Source organism: Arcobacter roscoffensis, assembly GCF_024267655.1.
GTDB lineage: Bacteria > Campylobacterota > Campylobacteria > Campylobacterales > Arcobacteraceae > Arcobacter_B > Arcobacter_B roscoffensis.
Genome location: NZ_CP100595.1, coordinates 1,191,545 through 1,218,080 on the forward strand (window position 1 = coordinate 1,191,545; position 26,536 = coordinate 1,218,080).

Genomic DNA, 26,536 nt, shown 5'->3' on the forward strand with positions numbered 1-26,536 from the left:
TAGAACTTAAAGGTGGAGAAGGAAATGATGAATTCTTAACTTTTGGTGGTAAGAGTGGAAGTAAATTCTATGGTGGTGCTGGAAGAGACTCTTTTGTAAATAGTATTGATAAAGCTTACTTCTATGGAGAAGGTGGAAATGACGAATTTTATGGAAGTGAAGTTGTAGAATATGTTTTCATGGGAAGTGGAAAAAATATAGCGAATACTTCTGGTGGAGATGATGTTATTTATATTGAAAGTGCTGATGATACAGTAAATGCAGGAAGTGGAAATGATACAATTTACTCAACTACAAATGGTGGAAGTTTAGATCTAATTGCTGGTAATGGTATTGATAAAATTATTTTTGATACAGTAGCTTCAGATAGTATCTTTGAGTTAGGTAATGAATCTATAAACTATGGATATAGAACTACTACATTTGATGATTCTTTAGAGTATATTTATATTAAAGATACTTCAGATTTAACAGTTATTGAAACAACAGATGACCATACTATAAGTAAAACATCAATTGAGCTTAAGTCATCAGGAAAAATTGACATTGCAAATCAAAATGTTAATATGAATAGTGGAAGTTTAATTTTAGAATCTTCATCTGATATTATTGATATTAGAAATACAACATTTAATATGCCAAATGGAAGTTTAATTTTAGATGCTTATGGAATTTATGGAACTTTAAATAGTACACTTGAAAACTTAACGATTATAAATAAAGCAACTACTTCTGAATATGCAAATATTGTTATAAATGAAACAGACTCATTAAACATACTACGTGATAATAGAGTAAATGGTGGATTATATACGATAAATGGTGTAATTGATATTACATTAAATAGCAAGGATGCTTTATTGCATCTTCAAAGTGGAGTTATTTCAACTGAAAATTCTGGCAATGATATCACAATAACAGCAGATGATGTTGACTTTGATAGTGGTAGAGATAAAGTAAAATCTTTAGGTGAATTACATGTTGTATCAAAATCATTAGATCAAGATTATAGACTTGGTGGAGCTGGTGGTTCTAGATATGGTAACGACTTCTCTTTAGGTGCACCAAATGGATATTTAGACTTCTCTATGAAAGATTTTGATGCTCTTGTAGATGGTTTTTCTTATATTTATATTGGACATAAATCAGATGATACTTTAATGATGATAGGTGACCTTGAGAATAAGGTAGTTTCTGGTAGAGATTTTAGATCTAAATTAACAGACTTAGTTAAATTTACTGCAAATAGAATTAATATTGTTGGTGATGTTCAATCAGAAACTATTATTAATTTTGAATCTGATTTATTTGATGTTCAAAAAGCAAATATTAATACTCCATTAAGTGGACCTGATTCAGGTATTACGGGTGAAGAGATTAATATAGTTGCAAATGAACAAATGTTAGTAGGGGGATGGATTAAAGCTAATACTTTAATTGATATTGACATTTTAAATACAGTAAATGGAAATACTTTAGTTGGTTATGGAAGTGAAGCAAATTCATTTACAGCAGATCAAGGTAGTGCAATAGTTACTTTAAGTGATAATGCAACTATAAATATTGATACTTTAGGATCTATTTACAGTGCAACTGCAATCGAGGTGTTTGGTACAGATTCTATAATAAATATGACAAGTGCTTCAGGGCTTACTATACTTGAAGGTGCAGTTGTTGCAGCAAGAGCAGATAACTCTTCTATTAACCTTACAGGTGAAGATTATTTACATATAAATAGTGGAGGTGCTGTAACTGCTGGTGCTAAGTTTGAGTATGTTGAATCAACTCCAATAGCAATTGCAACTGGTATCAATACTTCAATGAATTTAACAACAAGTGGTGAGATGTTATTAGCTGGTTCTATTACAGCAAATGGTGCAATGAATTTAGTAGGTGGTGGCTCATTTAGTGATTATGAAGATTACTTCGACACAATCCCTGGAGAAAAAATTGCTTCAACATCTATAACGGAAGCTATTTTAGAAAAATTAAATGCACAAGATAAATCATTAGATTCAGCAATTCTAGAATTATTTGCAAGTGAAAATTTAATTATAAGTGATAACTTAACTATTACAGCAATAGAAAATTATAAGACTTTTGCAGATTTAGATGAAGCTACTCAAAAAATGATTATTGCTGATTTAGGGTATACTTTAGTTGATATTGAAGGTGAAGATAAAACATTCTATTTCAATCCAAATAGTAATAATCCTGTTATAACAGAGTTTATTTCAGGAAATATATACACTAGTTCTCAATTAATTGAAATGGGATATACAAAAGCAACAAATACTATTTTCTATAACCCAGAAACAGGTGAGCTTAAAACTTCATTCTTTGAAGGTGATATTGTTGATTATGATAATTCTTTAATTGATTGGACAGGGGTAGGAACTCCAGCTACAAATGCTTCATTTAGTGATTTAACATATGAACAGCAAGAAAGAGTTGCTAATACTCTTGGTTATGAACAAGAAGTAATTGAAAATACTCCTACAGCTATATTTAATGTAATTACTGGGTATAACAAAGATAGTGAAGGTAATGCAAGTGACCCAATCTATAAAGAAAAAAGAGAATATGTAGATTATAGAAATGTAAGAGTTGACTGGTCTGAGTTAGGAGTTGAACAGCCTGATGAGGATACATTCTTTGAAAACTATACATCTGAGCAAAAACAAGTAATTGCAAATGCTTTAGACTTTGAATTATCTAGTGTTGAATATACAAAACAAAGAGATCCTAAATACTTTAACTATGATGCACAAGCAGGTAAAAAAATAGTTGAAGAATTTACTCAAGGTACATGGGCTGATTACAAAAATGAATATGTATATTGGGGAGAAAGTTCATCAACGCCTACAGGTAACTTCTCATCATTAAGTTTAGAACAACAAAAAGTTCTTGCTCATTCTTTAGGGTTTGATGTTTATGAAACAGGAACATATTATAATCTTGAAGCAAATGATTCTTTAAAATTCCAAGAATCAAGAGAAACTGGAAGTCAAGCAAATTATATGTTCTCTCAAATTGATTTTGGTGGTGTAGAAACTCCAGATGAAGGAACTACTTTTGAACAATTATCAATTGCTCAGAAAAATATTGTTTTAGAAGAGTTAGGTTATTCTGAATTTACAGGAAAAATTTATATTAGCACTACTGAAGGTACACCTACTTTTGCTACTTCATTTACTGAGGGAGTTGATTATACAATTGAAGATATTACTTGGGATACTGATGAAAATGGTAATGAAAAAGCACCTGCAAAAGATGCTATTTTTGAAGTTTTATCAAAAGATCAACAAACAAAAGTATTAGAATTTTTAGAGTATAAATTATATAGTGGAGTAACATATTATAATGTAGATTTAAATAAATATACTCTAACACTAGTTGAAGGTATTGATTATGAAAACTCTAAAGTTTCTTGGAGTGATGTAGAAATACCTTCTTCAGATATTACATTTGATGAAATGAGTGGAGAACAACAAAGTGCAATTTTAAGTTCACTAGGTTATAAGGAGTATTCTGCTCCTCAATATTATAATGTGAATGCTTCTAGTGAAGATAAATACATTGTTCAAAGTTTTATAGAAGGTATTGATTATAATAATAGTGATTACAACTTAGGAAATAGTGCTAATAGATGGCTTGTTACTGATGAAACTAATAATACTCAATATATGTTATATGCAACTGATACTGATGGAAATGGTGAATTTGAAGAGATTCAAATCCAAGATCCACATGAGTTAGTAGGACAAAGAGGTTATGGATTCTTATTAACAGGTACAATTACTGTACTTGAAGATAATAAAGACTTAGTAATTTCTAGTAATAATGATACTGTAATCAGAGGTAATATTAATCTTTACGGAGAAAATTCTACATTAACAGTTCAATCAGATAGTTGGGTTTACTGGGAAGGTGAAGCTGATGTTACAGGTGATATTACTTTACTTGGTGGTATTGATTTAGATGATAAAGTAACAGTTGAAGATAGTGCAAAAGATACATCTCTTTATATTCATGCTACATCAACATTAAATTCAAAAGATGCAGCAACTACAATTACTCTTTCTGGTGGTAAAGATGTTGATATTTATGGAAGAGTTGTTGCAGGTGGTGCTATTGGAAGTACAGGTGTTACTTATAATGAAGGTGATTCAGTTGTAAATATTTTAGCTGGTGAACAGGTATATATCGATACTGCAATTGCTGCAAGTAAGGCAATTAATATTACAACAACACAAGAAACAAATAGTGAAGATGATAATAAATCTCTTATTTTAACTTCATCTTCTGGATTAACTGTTGCGGGTATTACATCAGATTTAAGTGGTGGAAACATTAATATTAATACAGTTGATGATATTGAAGCAATAGGTATGATTCTTTCAGGTGGATTTGTTACTCAAACATTTGATGAAAGTGGAAACCTTCAGTCTGAAACATTTAATTGGAATGAAGAAAATTCTTACGTTTCAATTACAAGTTTAGGAAAAGTTTCAATTGCAGGTGAAGTGTTAGATATTAATAATGAAGCTGTTGAAATTGGTGGTGTTATTAGAGCTAAATCAGGAATTACAATAAATGCAGGTATTTCTAGTGATGGCATTGGTATTTATTTACCAGGAAGTGCAAAACTAATTACTTATGATACTAATAGTGTTATTGATTTAAGTTCATCTGGTGATGCTGTTTTAACTGGACTTATTATTGCTGGTGGTGAGTTAGTTGACTATAGAGACTCAGAGGGTAAATACCTTGGAAGTGAAGTTGAGTTAAAAGATGATAATACTTCTAAAATATATATTTCTTCTGATAAACAAATTACATTAGGTAGAGATTTAACAGCAGGTAGTTTAATTGATGTGAGAGGTGGTGCAGGTAGTGATAGAGCAGATGATACTGTTCTTGGTGAAGAAGGTTACTACTTTAATAGACAAGACCAAGGTATTGTAATTGGAGCAAATGTTCACTTAACAACACTTTCTGAAGACTCAGAAATCAACTTAAGTTCAAGTGGTGACTTAGCAGTTCTTGCTAGTGTTTGGAACGAAGAAATTACAGCTGATAAATTTGCAGAATCTGCTTATGGAAAATTAAGTGAAGATGTTACTTTAAAAATAGAGTTTGATAATGGAGTTGAAAAAATCACTAAAGATGTTGTTATTTCAGCAGCAGACACTTCATCAAATAATGGTTTAGGTGATTTAATTACAGATATTCAAAATGCATTAGATGCAGTTGGTTTTGCTGATATTACAGCAAGACTTACTGATGGTAAAATCATGTTAACTAGTGATTATGCCTTTGTATTAATGGCATCTTCATCAAGCGCAAAACTTCTTGGATTTAATCTTAATGAAAATAGAAACTCTAAAGGTTCTATCTCAATTGATGCAACACAAAAAGGAAGTGTAGTTAATCTAGGTAAAGAAGGAGCTATTAATGGTTCTATTTATCTATCTAATTATGTAGCTGGTCATGATGCTGTGAATTTCTACAGTGGAAATGAACCAACAGATGGTGGAAATCAAAACTTCTACTTTGGTGTTGGTGGAACTATTGAAACACATAAAGGTGATATTGAGCTTAATCCAGGAGATAATGGTACTTTATTAGGGGATTTAAAAGCTTTAGGTGATGGAGCGAATATTATAATTCACTCATCTGATACTTTAGATATAAAAGGAAGTTTAACTGCTCAACAAAATATCATCATTTATGCAGGAAGTGAGCAAAAAGAAGGTACTACAAGTATTCAAACTTATGGAACAAGTTCTATAAATACATTAGATGCAAATGGTTCAATTATTTTCGCTGGATACAATGATGTAGTAATAGATAGTGTTCTTGGAAAAGATAAAGATGGTAATGTAAATGCTAACTTAGATTCAATTCAAATTGTATCAGTATATGGAGATGTTACATTAGCTAAAACTAGTGGATGGATTGAGACAGGCGCTCAAATTAACTTTAAAGCTGGTGGAGATATTTCTGTTGATGGTGTTATTAAAAGTTCAAGAGTAACTGAGTCTTTATATGATGATGAAGTATCTTTTGTAGCAGATAAGGGTGTTAACTTAAGTGGAACATTAGAACTTGATGGCTCTTTAAAAATTCAAACTGGTGAAGATATCGTTCTTGAAGGTACAAGAATGGGTATTGATAATACTGATCAACATCTAAAACTTTATTCTCAAAGAGATATTTACTTAGGTACTATCAATCCAGTTGTTGGTGAAGAAGCAAACGGTGCAGTTGTAATCTATGCTGATAAATATGTTGATATGAAAGCAGCAGGAGATATAGTTCTTGCAAATGATGCTCATATTATGACAAGTGGAGAGAATAGTGAAGTAAAAGTAACTGCTAAGAACTTAACAGTTGCTGGTTCTATTAGAGCTGGAGCTACATTTGATGAAGATACAAATTCTACTTCTTTAACTAAACAAGGTGGTGTGATTACTATCAAAGTTGATGAGTTATTAACTGTTGGTGGAAATGGTATGACATTTGATGAAAATCAACTTATATCTGGAACAACTCAAAGAGGTGGTGTTATTGAAGCTGCCAATGATATTACAATTAAAACAGGTTCAAATGATAATGGATCTGGTGTTAGTATTATTAATTCAAGTACAGTAAGAGTTGACTCTACCGTAGATGGAGCATTTGCAGATACTACAGATGGAAGTATTTATATTTTCTCTGAGGGAATGATAAATGTTGAAGGTATTATTAGTGCACTAGATGATGGTGCTGATATAACTTTAAAAAGTGAAGACTTAATCTATGTAAATAGTATGATTAATGCTGATGATAGTATCGTTATAGAAGGTGGTAGTGGTGCTAGTGGTTCAGGTGTATTTGTAGAAAAGCTATTATTTACTGATTATGAATATGACACTACTAGTGGTTTAATTACTAATAAAGACTACTTAAGTGGTGGTATTATAAAAACAGGTGATAATGGAACTATAGATATCTCTTCTGATGATGATATTATTATCAAAGGTGTAGTTGGTGAGCTTGATGCAAATGCAAATGCTGTAACTAAATCCGTAACTTTAACAACTCTTTCATCTGATATTACTGTTCAAGGTCAAGCAAATACTTACTCAACTACTTTAAGTGATGGAAGTACTTATGAAGGTGTTGAATATAACTATGCAAGAGTTGATGCAAAAGATTTAATAGATGTTTACGCTAAAAATATTAATGTTCTTCAAAACTCTTTAGTTTCTGCAAGAAGTGATATAAGTAGAGTTGAGTTAGAAGCTGTTAAAACAGTATTTATCAGTTCTGCAATTGACCCAGACCAAGGTGGTATTGTAAAAGCAAAAGATTTGATGCATATTAAAGCTAATGATATTAGAGTTGATGGTTTTGTAGGTTCAAGAAGTGATGATGGTGATGATAATGATTACATGGGAGACAACAATGACGATGGTGTAGCAGATTTAGATACATCAAAAGATAGAGTTACTGTTGTTCAAGATGATGGAAGTACAATTGTTTTATCAAAATCTAGTGTATTAGGAAATGATACAGCAACACCAGAAAACTTATATATTTCAGCACAAAATAGTGTACTTGTAAAAGGATATATCAGTGCTAATGATATTAGTTTACTATCTGGTATTGATTTAGAAGAGTACACAATGAGTGAAATTGAAGCAGGAACAGCAAGCGATGCTACACCTGATATAGAAATAACACTTGATGATTTAAAAGACGGAACAATTACTATTAGTAATCAAGGTATTGTAAATGCAGTAGAAGATATTGAAATGTTTGCAGGAGGAGATGTAACATTAAATGCAGATACTTCTTTAGATGGAGGTCCTGCAACAATTCTTATTCCTTATATTTATAGTTATACAAAAGATGTAGAGTATGTAACTGGATACCAAGAAGTAGCAATTGGTCAAATAGAAGTTCCTAAAATCACTTGGGTTTCAACAGAAGTAACTGAGCAAACAGGAACAAAAGAAGTACCTGTTGGTAACTATTACTATACTATGGATATTGAGCTAACTCAAATTGGTTATTATAATCCAAATGCAGAAGAGAGTGAAAAGTTTAAAGAAGTTCTTATTGAAGGTCTTGATTATAACAACAAAGATGTTAATTGGGCTAATGCTGGAAATGAAGCAATGCCAAGTAGAACAGCAGAAACTGTTGTATATAATTATGATGATTACGATAAGTCAGACTATTTAGCAAAATATAAATCATTTACTCAATTAAATGATGCACAGAAACAAGCAGTTTTAAACTATTTAGGGTATAAGACTTTATATAGCTTTGGTTATAGTGCAACAGATCCTGATACAGATGTAGTTAAAAGTGATAAGGTTCTTAAAAATCAAGTTGTAAATGGTACAGCAAGTACACAAATAGTTACTCCTGATTGGGCTTCAAATGATGAACAAGTTTACGCAATTGATGTTGCAGGACTTAGAGATAAGCTTATAGTAATGCCAGAAGGTGCGCATGAAGATATCTTAAGAGTTGTATCACAAGGTGAGGCAAGATATCTTTCAGGTAATGATACGAATACAGATTTCCATAGCGGTTCAGAAGCAAATCAAACTTATACATGGAAAACAGCAAGTGAGTTAGCAGCTTCAGTTGATTATTTCTATAAGTCTGACAATAATCATACAGGTTCTACTTTAATAAGTGGAGATTACTACTATGAAACAATTGCAAAATCTGTTTATAGTAATTTTACTGAATGGGAAAAATTTGGTGCAAGCACACCTGTATTATTTAAAGATGGAAGTACAGTTTTAACAGAAGCACCTGACGGAGAGTACTTCTTTAACGCTGATACTGAAAAGTTATATTATTTAGATACAACAAATGATAAATTTGTATTAGTTTCTGATACAACAGAGACTATTTCTTTAACAGATGTTAATGGTGGACTTGTTGCTGATGGTGGATTAGATATTAATTGGGATAGATTTGAAGGAAGTGTAACAATTGATGGTGAAACATTAGCTAAATTTACTAAAGCTGAAAAGATTGCAACTTTAGAGTCTGTAGGCTTTATGTTAAAAGAAATCTCACTTGATGAGTTCGATACATATTCAATTCAAAAGCAAGAAGCAACTAGACTTGGTTTTAGTGCTGTAATTGATTATAAAGACTTTGATAAGTTATCTTCTGCTCAGCAAGAAGCAGTAGCTGCAAAATATGGATATACAAAAGGCTTCTATGATACTAGTGGTGGAAGTGTATCTATTGGTGAATGGGTAGGTAAATATAAAGATGAATCAAATGTTTATTATGATCAAACATCATCAACTTTTGATGAAACAACAAATAGTTTAAAAACAACAAATGGACATACAGGAGCAAGTGATACTTTCTCTCATAGTAAATGGAATGGAATTGATGCAACTATAACTGATAATGATTCTGGTCTAAATGCTTGGGATACTGGTTATACGACATCAGGTGCTAAATGGACAGCTGATTATATAGATAATACAGGTACTAGATATTTTGATATAAAAGATAATGATGCTATTTTCTATAACTTTGCTTACGAAGGTGTTGAAAATATAAATTATGACCCTTATTGGTCTTGGAGTGGAAGTAATGCAAGTGCAGAAGGTACAGACTCTTGGAACACAGGTAAAAGAGATAGTCAAAATATAGTTTCTTATGCTGATTATATAAGTGCATTAGATAAAACAAATGGTAATACTCAGTCATTAGAATATGTGACTAGTAAAACACAATATAATGTTGTAGTAGGTAAGTTCGCATATTGGGATTCATGGGATACAATTTTCTTATTAATTATTGATGATGATGATGGTTCTAAACACACTGGTGGAGATGGAGGTATTAAGAGTGGATATGACTTTAATAATACATATAAGAATTTCTCTTATAAAGCATTAGGTTCAAATACTTATGCTTATGAAACTAATGACACGTATAAAGATAGAATAATTGACTGGGCAAATGATGATGATGGTGGACCTTGGGAGAAACACTGGAGAAATGTTGGTTATGGAAACTTTATTAATAGCTATTCTGAATTAAATACGATAGCAAATGCTTATGATGAAGTTGATTTTAGGTTAGATTATTTATCAAATAGTGAATGGAGTGGTAATAATAACTCTTCTAAAGGTGACTTACCAATTTGGGGTGCTGATGAAGATGGTGCATTAGTTGAACTTGTAGGTAGAGATAGAATTTGGGTAAATGTAAAACAAGACCAGTATGATTATACTTATGAGTGGACTTCAAAATACCATGATATGTATGACACGCGAATCAAACTAAATTATCAAATGGCAACACAAAGTCAAACAGTTTATGACTTTAGACCTATATATGAAACTAAAAATGTACAAAAAGAGCATATTGATTGGGAAACTCAAACAGTTTACGAAACTCAAGCAATTATGGGAACTCAAGAAGAAGTTGTAACTGAGACTAGATATGAAGAAGGTGTTGGTCTTGGTGGAGACTATAGTGATAGTTTATTTGCTGATAATCTATTTATTAAAACTAAATCAGATACTAATATCTTTGGTAATATTTATGGTATTGATACGATTGATATTTATGCAAAAAATTCTATTGATATCAAAGGTAAAATGGCTGATGGTGATACAAATGAAACTATTTCAAAACTTGATGCTGATAACTCTATAAGACTTGTTTCTGATGATACTATATCTATTAGTGACTCAGCAAAAATTATAGGTACAAATAGCGTTGTTATTGAAGCTAAAAATAGTTTAATCCTAGGTTCTGAGGCCATAGCAAATGAACATGCAGCAATGGATGTAAATGATACAATTTCAGGCTATACAAAAGGTCAAATTGAAATTGAATCTACAAATGTAACTTTAAAATCTGGTTCAGATATGGTTTTAAGTGGAACAATAACTGCTTCTAATCAATTAACATTAAGTGCAGGTGATGACACTGTAAATAGTGTAAATGATGGTGGAATTACTGGAGATTATGAACTTGAATTAGATGCTAAAAATATCTCTATTTCAACAGGTACATTTGGTGGAAATGTTAATTTTGTTGGTTCAAAAATAAATGCTACGAATTCAATTACTATGAATGTTCAAGCAGGTCAAGTAAATCAAAGTATTGGTGCAATAAGTACTGATTTATTAACAGCAGATGCTGAAACAAAAATAAGTTTTGCAAATGCAAGTGTAAATAGTGTAGATTTAAGCTTAAATGATAAAGGTAATATCTCTCTTATTAACGATAAGGATCTTGAGATTATTGATGTAGAAGCTAAAAATGGTTCTATTGATATAACTGCAACAGGTGATATTGAAATTCTAAAAGCTAGTACATTAGGTGTTAGTGATGTAAATGATATGACGGTTACAGCTAATAGTTTTACTATCTATACATATAAAAATTCTGATGGTGTTGAAAGTGATTACTTATCTTCTCAATCTGATAGTAATTTAGAATTAGTTTCAACAAGAACTGAAGGTGGTAATGTATATTTAGGTTCTATTTCATTAGGAACGAGAGGTGATTTTTCTGTAAATGCAAGTGCAGCTATCTTAAAATCAACTAATCTTGATGATAGTGCAGTAGATAATATTTTTGTAAATGCCGATGAAGTTATTTTAACTTCAGTTGGAAATATTGTTATAGATACAAAGGCTAATAGTTTATCTGCAAATGTAAATGCAAAAGGTAATTTAACAGTTAATCAATCAGTAAAAGATAAATTGCTATTAAAAGATGTAAGTTTATCAAATGGTAATATTTTAGTAAATAGTGATGCGATTGTTGAACTTGGAAGTGTAAATGTTAAAACAGATACAAATGTCGAAACTGAAGCAATATTTGACATAGATGGAAGTAAGATTTCAGATGCAGTAAAAACTGATAATTTAATTACTATAAATGCAAATAGTGATATTTTAATCCAAAAAGTTTGGTTTGGAAATGATGAATCAGAACAAGTAGTTAATAATATTAGTGGAGATATTGTATTAAATTCTGGTGGTATCATTAAAGAAAGCTTTGGTGATGATGAAGCAGATATTATTGCTGATACAATTGATTTTACTGCTGTAACTGGAGTAATTGAACTTGAAACAACACTAAATAAAATTACAAATATTACTACTACGTCAGGTAATGTGATTTTAACAGAAGTAGATAGAGTTGCTGATACTACAAAAGGTCTTGAAATTGGAAATATTTCAATTACTGCAACAACAGATACTATTGTAGATATTACATCTCAAAATGACTTATTAGTAAGAGCAGATTCTCTAATCAAAGGTGCAAGTATTATTCTTGAAAGTACTGAAGGAAGCATTAGTGTTGAAACTCCAGAATCATATGTGGAAAACGATACTTCAACAGACAGCTTAGTTTACACAGAAGGTGTAAGTTTCACAGCATTTGATACTATTGATTTATATAGATTCTTTAATGCTCCTGAGTTTATTATTTATAAAGCAGGTGATCATTTTGAGTTTGGAACAGTAAGTGATCCAGAATCAGCAGACTTTAATAAATCAACATTAGTACCAGAAAATATTGAATCAGATACTGTAATTTTAAATTCAGGTGTAACAATTTCTATTGATGGAACAATTACAGCTAAAGATAGATTAGAGTTAGTTTCTAAACAAAATATTAATATTTCAGGTGATATCTTAGCTAAAGACTTAAATATTAGTGAAGTATATATTAAAGCTACAGGTGAAAATACTATTAAGTCTATTGTTGATTCATCAGGTTCAGGTGTTGCGAATGTTTCTGGAACAATAAAAGAAACACCATCAGGTTTTGTAAATATTAATACAGCAGGTATTGAAGCAATTAATTTTGAAATTAGAGCTTTAAATGATATCTTTATTCAATTTGATGATAACTTTACATTAACTGGATTTGTTGGTGGACTTACTGGATTTGACAGTGCTAGAAATATTGATATTATTGTAAAAGATACACTATTACCAAATGATATAAGTAATAGTTTAACTGTTCAAGGTGGTATTGTAAGTGCACAAGATATTTTAAGACTTGAAGCTGATGATATTAGTAGTGATGACAGTTCGGTATTTATTGCTACAGACTTAATCGCTGTTGCAAAAGGTGGAATGTTACTAAATACTTTAGTTAAAACAGTAGATGCAGTATCTTCTAATGTAGGAAGTATCATAATAAATGAGGCTGATAATTTAGTAGTTAAAAATGTTTATGCTAATAATGGAAAAATAGATATTACTGCAGGTGGTAATTTAGATGTTTATAGTGCAATTACAGCTGTAGATTCAGGAGATGCAAGTGCTATTAATGCTTCAAGAATTTCACAAATTGATGATACTGCATTATCTGCTTTAAAAACAGCATACACTACAGCATACTCAAGTGCAAATTATGAAACAGCAATGGAAAAAGCTCTTGAAATAGCACAAATAGGTAAATTAATTACAAGTGCAGTTGATCTTTATGAAGGAATATCTGTTTTAAAAGAGGCTATAACATTATACAACGAAGCAAATGCAGCTAAAACAGAATTAGATACAGCAAAATCTGATTTATCTAGTTTCCAAACAAGTAGTACTGAGAAAAGTACATTAGATACTGCCAAATCTAATTTAACAACAATAGAGGGTGAACTTACTCCATTAGAAACAGCTTATAATAATGCTCTAGCTGACTTTAATTCAGCAGAAGAATTACAAACAGCAGTAATTACTAATATTATTAATGATAGAGTTACTTACTATAAATCAGAGTACGGATTAACTGATTTACAAGCTTTAAAACTTGTAAAAACAGAATTTGATTTAGAAAAACAAAATGCACAGGATGAAGTAAATATTGCATTAACAAATTGGGAAGCAGATGAAAATAATACATCGTTAAGAGATATTCATATTGAAAAAGATAAGATATTAGATAGAAAAGCTTTATTCTCTAATGTTGCAGATAGTTTATTATCTGCGTTAAATTTAGGAGATGGTAGTTATTCAACGTTAATTTCAAATGCAAGTTCTTATACTATACCAGCATCTTACAGTACTAAAGTTTCAACATATGATACAGATTTTGCAGCTTATAAAACTGCAAATACTAATTTTGAGAATGCCTTAAGTGCTTATGATACATCATCTTTAAATACATATAAAACTAATATAGATTCATATGATTTAAATATAGATACATATAAAGCTGATACAGAAACTTATTATACAGATGCAAAAGCATTATATTCTGGAAGTGCTTCAGCTGTTGGAACTGCTAAAACAGCAGCAGATGATGCATTATCTGCTGCAAATACTGCATTAAGTGCAGTTACAACGGCACTTTCAAACATTAATAGTAGTACAATTACATCGGCTAAAACAGCTTTAGATACAGCTACTGCAAAAATTTCAATGGCAAATGCAGATTCATCTGTAAGTGAGGTAGTAGATTACTTTGATGCAATCTCTGCATTAGAAACAGCACAAGCTGCCTATACTGCATTATCTTCATCTGCTACAGAAACGCAAATAAATACAGCATTAGATAATATAGAAACAGCACAAACAAATGTAATTACAGCATTGGCTGATTATAAAGCGGCAGTTACTGAGTACGAAACAGCATTATCTAATTATATTACAGCAGCTAAAAACTATAATACAAGTATTCAAACTTACCATGATAAAGTAGATACTTACTATACAGCTGTAAATACATTTAATTCTAAAGTAGATGCTTATAAAACTGCAATTGAAGCTGATGGAACTAATATTTCAAGTTTAGGAAATATCCCTTCTCTTAGTTCATCAAGTATTACTAGAGTTACTGCAACTTTAGATAATAGTACTTTATCTACAGCTGCGACTACTTTAAATACAAGTGAATATTCATTAGTTGATGATTTAAGAGTGAACACTTTAGCAAAATTTGATACTATGAGTACAGCTAGTGAAACATATAATAATAAACTTGCAGAAAAAGAAACAGCACAAGAAGCTGTAAATACAGCACAAGATGCATATGATGCAAAAGAAGATACTTATAGTTCTATAGTTACTCAAAAGCAAGAAGCTTTATATGCTATTTTAAGTTTAGAAGGTGTTGATAAAACAGAAGCAAAAGTTACAACAAAATTAGCTGAGTTACAGACAAATATTAGTACAGAAGCTTCTAATATGAATACTGATTATACAAGTTTTATTGCAAATGTTGATTCAGGATTAACTTCTGCATCTAATGTTTCTGATGGCTTATCAGGTGAAGATTATAAATCACAGTTTAGTGGTAATGATATTTTCTTAAGTTCAGCTGGTAATTTAAAAGTTGATTATGTTGAGTCAGGTGCAAATGCAGGTGCAGAGAAAGCAAATACTTCAATTGTATTAAACTCAGCAGGAATAATAAGTGAGCTTATTAATAACTCTAAAAATATTGCAATGACAGCTACTCCATCAGATGCTGAAGATTTAGCGATCTTTAATAAAGAACAACAAGCTGTTGATGTATTTGGTTCTCAAGTATTTATTAAAAACCTTTCAACTTCATATGTTAGTTTAAGTGGAGCAGGAAATACTAACAATAGAGGAACATCTCTTGTAGATATAGAGATTGCTAATACTCAACCAAATGGAGTTAGTGTTGATGCTACAACAATTGAAAAAGATACAGCAGGTTATACGGCAAAAACATATACAGGAGATAAAGTATTAATTATTCCAGAAGTTGTAACAACAACTGTGGATATTACAACTAATGAAACATTAACTGTTGCTAAATTTAGTAGTGATGGAAAAAATGATTTAGCCTTTACTGCTGGTGAAGATTTAGTAATTGTTTCAGATTTAACTGTAGATGCAGATAAAAAAGTTACTTTAGATGCTTCAACTGGTGGAATTACTCTTGGAGGAACAATTACTGCTGGTACTTTAGATGTTACTGTTCAAGATGACTTCTCAGTTATTAGTAAAGTAGATACATTAGTTTTAGATGTAGTAGGAAGTGGAGATGTAACTATTGAGCAAATAGGTAATTTAACAGTTTCTAGCTTAGATATGAATGGTGGAGATTTAGATATTGTTATTGATGGAGATATTACACTTAACTTTACAAGTGATGCTTCAATTGGAGATATTAATATTACTGCAACAGGTTCTGTAATTGTTACTGGTTTAACTGATTCTGCTAACGTTACAATAAGTTCAGGTGGAAGTGTTGATTTAACACTAGAAGCAGATACTTTAGATATTGAAGCTAATGGTGAGGTTACTATAAATGAAACTGATGATGTAACTGTAAATAGATTAGAACAAAATAGTACAGACTCGAACTTAACACTTACAGCTGGTGGAAGTGTTGTATACAATGATAATATTGAAGCTACTAATGATGCTGTTATTAGTATGAATGTTGGAACATTAACTCTTAATAATTCAATTGAGAGTGAAAATGGTGCTATTAGTCTAATCGCTTCAAGTGGTATGAGCTTTAGTGGACAAGGTGATATTACAAATACAGCTGGAAATGTAAGTCTTAACAGTGGTAGTGGTGTTCTTGAAATGAATGCAGAAACTGTATTTAATAGTGGTAGTGGAATTTTATCATTAACTTCTGGCTCTGATATGAGTATAGGTAAACTTCAAAGTCAGTTTAGTGATGATGGCGGTTCTCAAGCAGCTATTGTTGTAAATAGTGGTGGTTATGTTTATGATAGTGAAGATAGTACTATTGATATTATTGCTGTAAATGAAACTGTTGAAATTAACGCTGCTGATGGTATTGGTGGTGGAGAATTTGAAGCTATCGAAACTAATGTAAAAGAGTTAATCTTAACAAATAGTACAACAGGAGATGTTTTAATCTCTGAATTAGATGATATTGAAATCAGTAAGATTACTCAAGATGGTTCAGGTGTAATTACTTTAGAAACTGTTGATGGTTCTATTACTGTACAAAAAGATGGAATTAGTTCTACAAGTGGAGATATAACTTTATACGCAGGAGGAAATGATACAACTAATTTCTTTACATTAAATGCTGATATTAATACAACAGGTGGAAGTGTAAGTATTACAACGGAGCAAGGAGATGTGACACTTAAAGAAGACATTTTTGTAAATGGTTTAGGTGATATTTTAATAGCTGCAAATAATGGAGCTATTTTAAATGATATTACATCTTTAGATTGGGTTATGGAAAATAATCCAGCAAATGATAATTATGACTTCAATAAAGACCTTGTTTGGGTGTTTAAAAACTTCAAATTTGATATTGATAAAAACACAGGTGAAATAGTTGTTGCAAATGCTACACCTTATGAAGAACAACAATATTTTGCAAATGGAACAGTTCTTAAAGGTATTGTAGGTGCTTATATTCAAACAACTGAAGGAAAGATAACTTTAGAAGCTAAAGAAAATATTGGTGGTAGAAGTATAGATGATCCATTTGTTGGTATTGAAACACAAGAAGAACAAGCAAAAAGAGAACTTCTAGAAAAAATTGCATTAACTGTATTAGTTGATGCTGAAAAATTAACTATGTATAGTGCAAATAGAGATGAAATCTTTGTAACGGCTATGGATAGTGTAGAAGTAGTAAAAAGTGAAAAAGCAGGTTCAAAAGCAGGTGCTACAAATGTAACTACTTTAGCTTATAATGCTGAACAAACAATTACAGATGCAGTTGATGCAAGTGGTGAAGATATTGAAATTATTTCATCTGATATTAATATTGATGAGTCAGTAAGAAGTGCAGGTGGTGTATTAAATATTTCAACTATTAATCCATATGCAAATATTGCAATTGGAGATTATATTACAGATCCTGTTTTACTTGAAGCCTTACAGTTGGATAAATCAGAAATTGCAAACCTTGAAAATGGTTTTGAAGAGATTATTATTGGTAGTGAAACAAGTGCAAATAAAATCTACTTTGGTGATAAAGATGAAGATGGTACTGTAGAAACTATTACATTCCAAGATGATTTAGTAATTATGAATCCTCAAATTGGTGGTGAGATTTTTGTAAATAGAGATTTAGTTATCAATGATGATTCAAGCTTAAAAATCTATGGTTCAGGATTTACAACTACAGTTAGTTCAGATATGACAGTTGATTCTTCTGTTTATATCAATGACTCTATTAAAATAGACGGTAGCGAACAAGTAGATAATACAGTAGTTATTACTTCAGTTGATTCTCATATTACATTAGGAGATCATGTGTCTCATACTTTAGACGGTGATGGTATAACAGGTGATGATAAACTTATCGTAGATGCTGAACTTGATGTAAATATTACAGGTAAAGTTGGAAGTGATGATGCCTTAGAGTACTTAGAAGTAAATGGTAGAGATATTGACTTTTATAAAGAAGTAGTTGTAAATGGTGACTTAAAAATTGATGCATCAGGAGATGTATCATTTAGAGAAGATATTTTAATTTATGGTGATTTATATATTGAAAATGCAGATAGCATTGACTTTAAAGGTACAGTTACTGTAACAGGAGATATTTTCTTAGAAGGAAATAGTGTTGACTTTGCAGGTGTTGTAAAATCAACTAATAATGGAACATTAACTATTAGACCAGCAGATAAGACTTTTGACATTGAAGTTTCTAGTATGATGGATAATTCAGTAAATCCTGATGAGGTTTTAGAGCTTACTTATACTGAAATGTCATTAATTAAAGATGGTTTTGATTCTATTAAAATAGGTTATAACCTTGGTGATAGAGCAGACTTTGGACTAGGAGATATTTTCCTTGGACAAAAGAATGCAAATTCATATACATTCTTAGATACTGCATATTTATATGCTAATAAGATTATTGTTGAAGATGGTATTACTAGTGATTATACACTTAAAACTTTAGAAGATTTACATCTTGAAGCATATAGTAATGTAGAAATTTATAACCAAATTACAGCTGGAACTAGTGAATCAGCACAGAATGTAAGTATTTATTCTCAAACTGGAAAAATTGTTCAGTTAGATTATGAAAACTTTGGACATGATGGAGAACTTGGTGAGTCTGAGTATATTAAAGCAAATACTTTAAGTTTATACGCACAATCTGGAATGGATTTACAAGCATTACTAGTTGATAATCTTTCTGTTGAAAATAGTGGTGATGGTAATATCATCCTTAATATTGTAGATAATGATATAAATATCTCAAATGGTGCAAGTGGTATTCAAGATGTAAACATCATCAAAGTATCTCAGTCAAATGAAACTGGTACAGGTAATACTACAATTACTACTGAAAATGGTGATATTACAGTTCTTGATAATGCAACTACTGTTTCAAGTGCTTTAGGTGATGTAACTGGTTTAGGTATTGATATAAAAGGAAGTGGTACTTTAAATATCACAGCTAAAGATACAGGAGTAAATACTGATCTTAATATCAATAATACAATCACAGCAGTTGGAGGAGAGTTTAACTTAATTGCTGATGGAAATATAAATATTAACGCAAATATTTCAAATACATTAGCTCAAGGAAGTGGTGCAATTACTATCACTTCTAATAAAGCAGATGTTGTGATGCAAGATGGAACAAAAGTTAGTTCTATGGATGCAATTAATAATGATGGTTCTATTAGTATTACAGCTGATAATGATATTAAATTATCAATTCTTGAAGCTGATGGTTCTGTAACATTAACAGCAGGAGCGAGCGTACTAGATAACTTAAGTGGTGAAACATCAAATATCTTAGGTGGAACAACTTCCTTAACAATAACAGCACAGACAGGAATAGGAACAAATAGTGATGATATAGATACAACAGTAGCAAATATTACACTAACAAATAGTACAAGTGGTGATATATATTTACAAGAAACAGATACATTAGAAATAAAAGGTATCACACAAAATAGTAGTGATGGTGTAATCAATATTGTTGTTGATTCAGGAGATATTACACAAAGTGGAAATATTACATCAGTAAATGGAGATATAAGTGTAATAGCTACATCTGGAAGTATCATAATGAATGATATAAAAGAAACAAACTCAACTTCAGGAAATATTACATATGACGCAAGTTCAAATGTAGAAGTAGCAATAATAAATACAACAGGAAATGTATCAGTAATAGCAGGATTAGCAATAAGTGATAACTTAAGTAGTGAAAATGCAAATATTACAGCAAATGAAGCAGCATTAAGCGCAACAACAGGAATAGGAACAAATAGTGAAGAAATAGATACAGATGTATCAACAATCTCTTTAACAAATATAACAAGTGGAGATATATTCCTAGAAGAAGATGATGACTTAATAATCTCTTCAATTGATTCACAAGGTTCAAATGGTGATGTAGTAATCGTAACAGAAGAAGGTTCAATTACAACAACAGGAACAATAACAACAAATACAAGCTCAAATGGAGATATATTACTTCAAGCAATAGGAACAGAATCTGATATCACAATAGGAGCAGCCTTATTAAGTACAACTGGAAATATATCACTAAATGCAGGAAGAAGTGTAAACTTAAATGCAAATGTAACAACATCAACAAGTAGTAAAACAATAGATGTATTAGCAAATACAAATATCACAATGGCAGATGGAACAACTCTAGAAACTAATGATGGAAATATCATCATAGAAGCAACTGCAGGAAGTGTAACAACAGAGATAGTAAATGCAGGAACAGCAGATGTAGCTGTTTATGCAGGAACAACACTAAGTGATATAGATGAAAATTCAGAAATCATAGCAAATGACTTATTATTAAAAACAGGATTATCAATAGGTGAAGGAAGTAATCACTTAAATACAACAGTAGATGTAGTAACAGTAAATAGTGGATCAGATGTATATATCACAGAAGCAAATGCAGTAGAAGTAAACAGTGTAGATGTAGAGGTAAATAGAGTAGCTAGTAATGGTGTGGCTACTCTTACAACAAGTCATGCAACACAAAGTGATATAACAACAGGCGGAAGCTTAGTTATAGAATCAGGTGCGATGAGTGTAAGTGAGAGTATAGTTGCCCAAGATAATGTACTGTTAAAATCAAATGATACAATGACACTAGATGCAAACTTAACATCAAATAGTGGAAATATTACATTAGATGCAACAAATGATATAGTATTAAACGCAGATGTAAAAGCAGTAGTAGCAAATAAAACAATAGAATTAAAATCAGGAAATGATATCACTATGGCAACAGATACATTAGTATCTGTAGAAAATGGTGGAAATATTTTATTAGATGCAAATAATGATGTAACAATAGAAACAATAGATGCAAAAACATCAAGTGTTTCAATCACTGCCGGTGGAAACTTAATAGATACAGATGATCAAATAGATATTATAGCTTCTAGCTTATTGTTAGATATTACAGGTGCTGTAGGAAGTGTAAATAATCACTTAGAAACAAATATAGATACATTAAGTGCAAAAGCAGGAAATGGTTTATTTATAACTGAAACTAATACAGTTTCAATAGATTCAGTAGATGTAAATGTAAATAGTGTAAATAATGATGGAACGATTACATCAACAACAAATGGAGCACAAGAAAACTTAGTATCAACAGATAAAATGATTTTAGTAAGTACACAAGGTGATATTGATGTTACAGAAGGTGCAGTAGTATCTTCAAATAGTGATACACTTATTAAAGCAACAAATGGAAATGTAGTATTAAGTAGTGATTTAAATACATTAGGAAACTTAAGTATCCAAGCTTCAAATAGCTTCACTCAAAATGCAAATGTAATAGCAACTGGAACAGTAGATGTAAAAGCTGTAACAATCACAATGGGAAGTACAACTTCAACAGATGCAACAGCTTCAAATATTAGATATAACGCTACAGGAGTATTAACACTAGGTGAATTAGTAACTACAAGTGATGTATCGTTAAAAGCAGGTTCAATAGTAGATTCAAATGCAGATACAAATAATATCACAGCAGATGAGTTAAGAGTTGAAACTACAGGTTCAATAGGTGAGAGTACAAACTTAATAGAAACAGATGTAGCAAAACTAAGCTCAAACTCAGATAGCTTATTTGTAGTAGAAGCAAATGACTTATTAATTACACAAACATCGGCAGTAGAAGTACAAAGAGTAGATGAAGTAGGAAACTTATCATTAGTAACAGACTTAGCACAAAGTGATGTAATCGCAAATAATGATATAGAGATAAAAGCAGAAGGTACAATAACAGTAGATGTAAATGCAGGTGATGTAATATCAACAAATGGAAGTATTGCTTTAGAAGCAGGAACAAATATTGTTCAAAATGGATTAGTACAAGCAAATACTACAGTATCAATGGAAGCAAAAGCAGGAGATATTACAATGGGTGAAGACTCAAGAGTAATAGCAAATGCAGATGTAAGCTTAGAAGCGAATGGTTCGATTATAACAGAGATAATAAGTACATCAGGTAATGTAAGTTTAGTAGCAAGTACAGGAAGTGTAAGTGATATTGATGCTAACTCTAAGATTTCAGCAAATGGATTAAATGTACAAGCAACTACAAATATAGGATCTGTAGCAAATGTATTAAATACAGAAGTATCAAAAATAGCTATGGATGCAGGAAGTGATATTTATGTAAGTGAAGTTGATTCTCTTGAAGTAGCAGAAGTAACAGTTTCTATTGATAGTCAAAATACTGTAAACTCTGGTATCAATAGTGTTGGAACTTTAGTTCTTAATACAGCAGATTCTATAACAACAAATGCAGATATCGTATCAACAAATGCAGATATTAACCTAGAAGCAGGAACATATATCGCTCAAAATGCTTTAGTTCAAGCAAATAGTACAGTTTCAATGAATGCACAAGATGGAAATATTACTATGGACGATAACTCAAGTACAGTATCAAATGCTGATATAAGTTTAGTAGCTAAAGATTCAATAGTAACACAGTTAATTAGTACATCAGCAAATGTAAGTTTAGTAGCAAGTACAGGAAGTGTAAGTGATATAGATGAAAACTCAAAAGTTCAAGCAAGTACTTTAAGTATTCAATCAGGAACAAATATTGGTGAAGCTAATAATCACTTCAATACACAAGTATCTACTATAACTACTGTTTCACAAGATGATACATTTATTGATGAAGTTGATGCTATTATTATCTCAGATATAACAAGTGCAGGAAGCTTAGTGTTAGAATCAGGTGCGATGAGTGTAAGTGAGAGTATAGTTGCCCAAGATAATGTACTGTTAAAATCAAATGATACAATGACACTAGATGCAAACTTAACATCAAATAGTGGAAATATTACATTAGATGCAACAAATGATATAGTATTAAACGCAGATGTAAAAGCAGTAGTAGCAAATAAAACAATAGAATTAAAATCAGGAAATGATATCACTATGGCAACAGATACATTAGTATCTGTAGAAAATGGTGGAAATATTTTATTAGATGCAAATAATGATGTAACAATAGAAACAATAGATGCAAAAACATCAAGTGTTTCAATCACTGCCGGTGGAAACTTAATAGATACAGATGATCAAATAGATATTATAGCTTCTAGCTTATTGTTAGATATTACAGGTGCTGTAGGAAGTGTAAATAATCACTTAGAAACAAATATAGATACATTAAGTGCAAAAGCAGGAAATGGTTTATTTATAACTGAAACTAATACAGTTTCAATAGATTCAGTAGATGTAAATGTAAATAGTGTAAATAATGATGGAACGATTACATCAACAACAAATGGAGCACAAGAAAACTTAGTATCAACAGATAAAATGATTTTAGTAAGTACACAAGGTGATATTGATGTTACAGAAGGTGCAGTAGTATCTTCAAATAGTGATACACTTATTAAAGCAACAAATGGAAATGTAGTATTAAGTAGTGATTTAAATACATTAGGAAACTTAAGTATCCAAGCTTCAAATAGCTTCACTCAAAATGCAAATGTAATAGCAACTGGAACAGTAGATGTAAAAGCTGTAACAATCACAATGGGAAGTACAACTTCAACAGATGCAACAGCTTCAAATATTAGATATAACGCTACAGGAGTATTAACACTAGGTGAATTAGTAACTACAAGTGATGTATCGTTAAAAGCAGGTTCAATAGTAGATTCAAATGCAGATACAAATAATATCACAGCAGATGAGTTAAGAGTTGAAACTACAGGTTCAATAGGTGAGAGTACAAACTTAATAGAAACAGATGTAGCAAAACTAAGCTCAAACTCAGATAGCTTATTTGTAGTAGAAGCAAATGACTTATTAATTACACAAACATCGGCAGTAGAAGTACAAAGAGTAGATGAAGTAGGAAACTTATCATTAGTAACAGACTTAGCACAAAGTGATGTAATCGCAAATAATGATATAGAGATAAAAGCAGAAGGTACAATAACAGTAGATGTAAATGCAGGTGATGTAATATCAACAAATGGAAGTATTGCTTTAGAAGCAGGAACAAATATTGTTCAAAATGGATTAGTACAAGCAAATACTACAGTATCAATGGAAGCAAAAGCAGGAGATATTACAATGGGTGAAGACTCAAGAGTAATAGCAAATGCAGATGTAAGCTTAGAAGCGAATGATTCGATTATAACAGAGATAATAAGTACATCAGGTAATGTAAGTTTAGTAGCAAGTGCAGGAAGTGTAAGTGATATTGATGCTAACTCTAAAGTTACAGCTACAAACTTAACAGTAGATGCAAGTCAAATTGGACAAAGTGATAATCACTTAAATACGGATGTAAATGTATTAAATGCTACATTATCAAGTGATACAATGTATTTATCAGAAGTAGATGATATGGTAGTAAACACAGATAAGTTACTAGGAAGCATCCAAGCGACAACATTAACAGTAAATGCAAATGAAATAGGTGAAAGTAATAATCACCTAAATACAGATGTAAATACAATGAATGTAACAGTAGAAAATGACACAGTATACTTAACAGAAAAAGACGCAATCACAATAAATATAGATAAATTACTAGGTGAAATAAAAGCAACAGAGCTAACAGTAAATGCAAATGAAATAGGAGAAAATACAAATCACCTAAATACAGATGTAAATACAATGAATGTTACAGTAGCAAATGATACAGTATACCTAACAGAAAAAGATGCAATCATAATAACTATCGATAAATTATTAGGTGAAATAAAAGCAACAACATTAACAATAAATGCAAATGAAATAGGTGAAATAACAAATCACCTAAATACAGATGTAAATATAATAAATGTAAACGCTTCAAATAATACAGTGTACCTAAGTGAAAAAGACTCTATCATTGTAAATAGTACTTCTTTATTCGGAACAATAGAAGCAAGTGATTTAACAATAAGCGCAAATAGTGTAGGTTCTACAGTAAATTACCTAAATACAAATGTAGATACACTAAATGCTCAAATAACTAATGATATTTACCTAATAGAAAATGATGATTTAAAAATAGATACAGTAGATGCAATAAATATGTATGTAATCGCAAACTCAAATATAGAGAATAAAGATGTAAACTCATTAGTAAAAACAGATAAATTAATAATAGATGCTCTAAATGTAAACCTGAATACAGAAATAAAAACAATAAAAGCAAATGTAGTAAATGATATAACAATAAATGAAAAAGATAACCTACTAGGAACAATCATAGCAGAAGACTTAATCCTAGATGTAGCCTTCTCAACACTTCTAACAGATGTAGAGACAATGACACTTAACTCAAGTGACTCAATATATGTAACACAAATAGATGATGTAATAGTAAAAGACTCAAATGCAATAAATATCCTAGCAATAGAAAGCTCAAATGGAGATCTATACTTAGATAAATTAACAGCAGAAACAGTAACAGTAAAAGTATCAGAAGATAAAAGAATACTAGATAATAATGATGAGTTAACAAATGTAGAGTCAGAAAACCTAAATATGCTAGGAAAAGGTGCATACACAGAAGGAAACTTAATAAACCCAGAAACAATAGAAACAATGGGACAAAAAGCTATAGAAATAGACACAACAAAGTTATATCTAGGGAATCATGATACAGCTAAAATAAAAAATAATACAATAAATGATACAATGTACGGATTATTAATAGAAAGAGATAACTACTCGATGCAATATGTAGCTCAATCAGAATTTGAAAGAGAATTAACAGAGATAAATACGGAACTTTCAACAGGTATGGAAGATATTGTAATGTGGGAATTTGAAGCAGCAATAAATTATCAAAGTTTAAATCAATCAAGTAATGTAAATAGTGCATATAATGAATATGTAGTAAGAAATACACAGATAACACAGAATGATAATATCAGAGCATTAAGAAGCTTTGAAGTACAGACTGTAAGTACAGTAGCGGAGCATACAGTAATAATGCCAAGTGTAGAATATAGTACGTATACAAGTTCAATAGGATTTATAGATATAGAAAGAACAAGTAATAATATCTTGTTTGACTATGATGATGAAGAGTATGAGTTATGGACAGAAGATTTAGTTTTATAATA

The 26,536-nt window shown here is 30.7% G+C and carries 1 protein-coding gene (only partly in view); it reads left to right on the forward strand.

Annotated features, from left to right (window positions below):
- Positions 1–26,534: the 3' portion of an LEPR-XLL domain-containing protein gene (locus tag NJU99_RS05765; protein ID WP_254577774.1), read on the forward strand. 22,042 nt of this gene lie to the left of the window's left edge; only the last 26,534 of its 48,576 coding nucleotides appear in the window; its start codon lies off the left edge, out of view; its stop codon occupies positions 26,532–26,534.
- Positions 26,535–26,536: the final 2 nt, after the last annotated feature.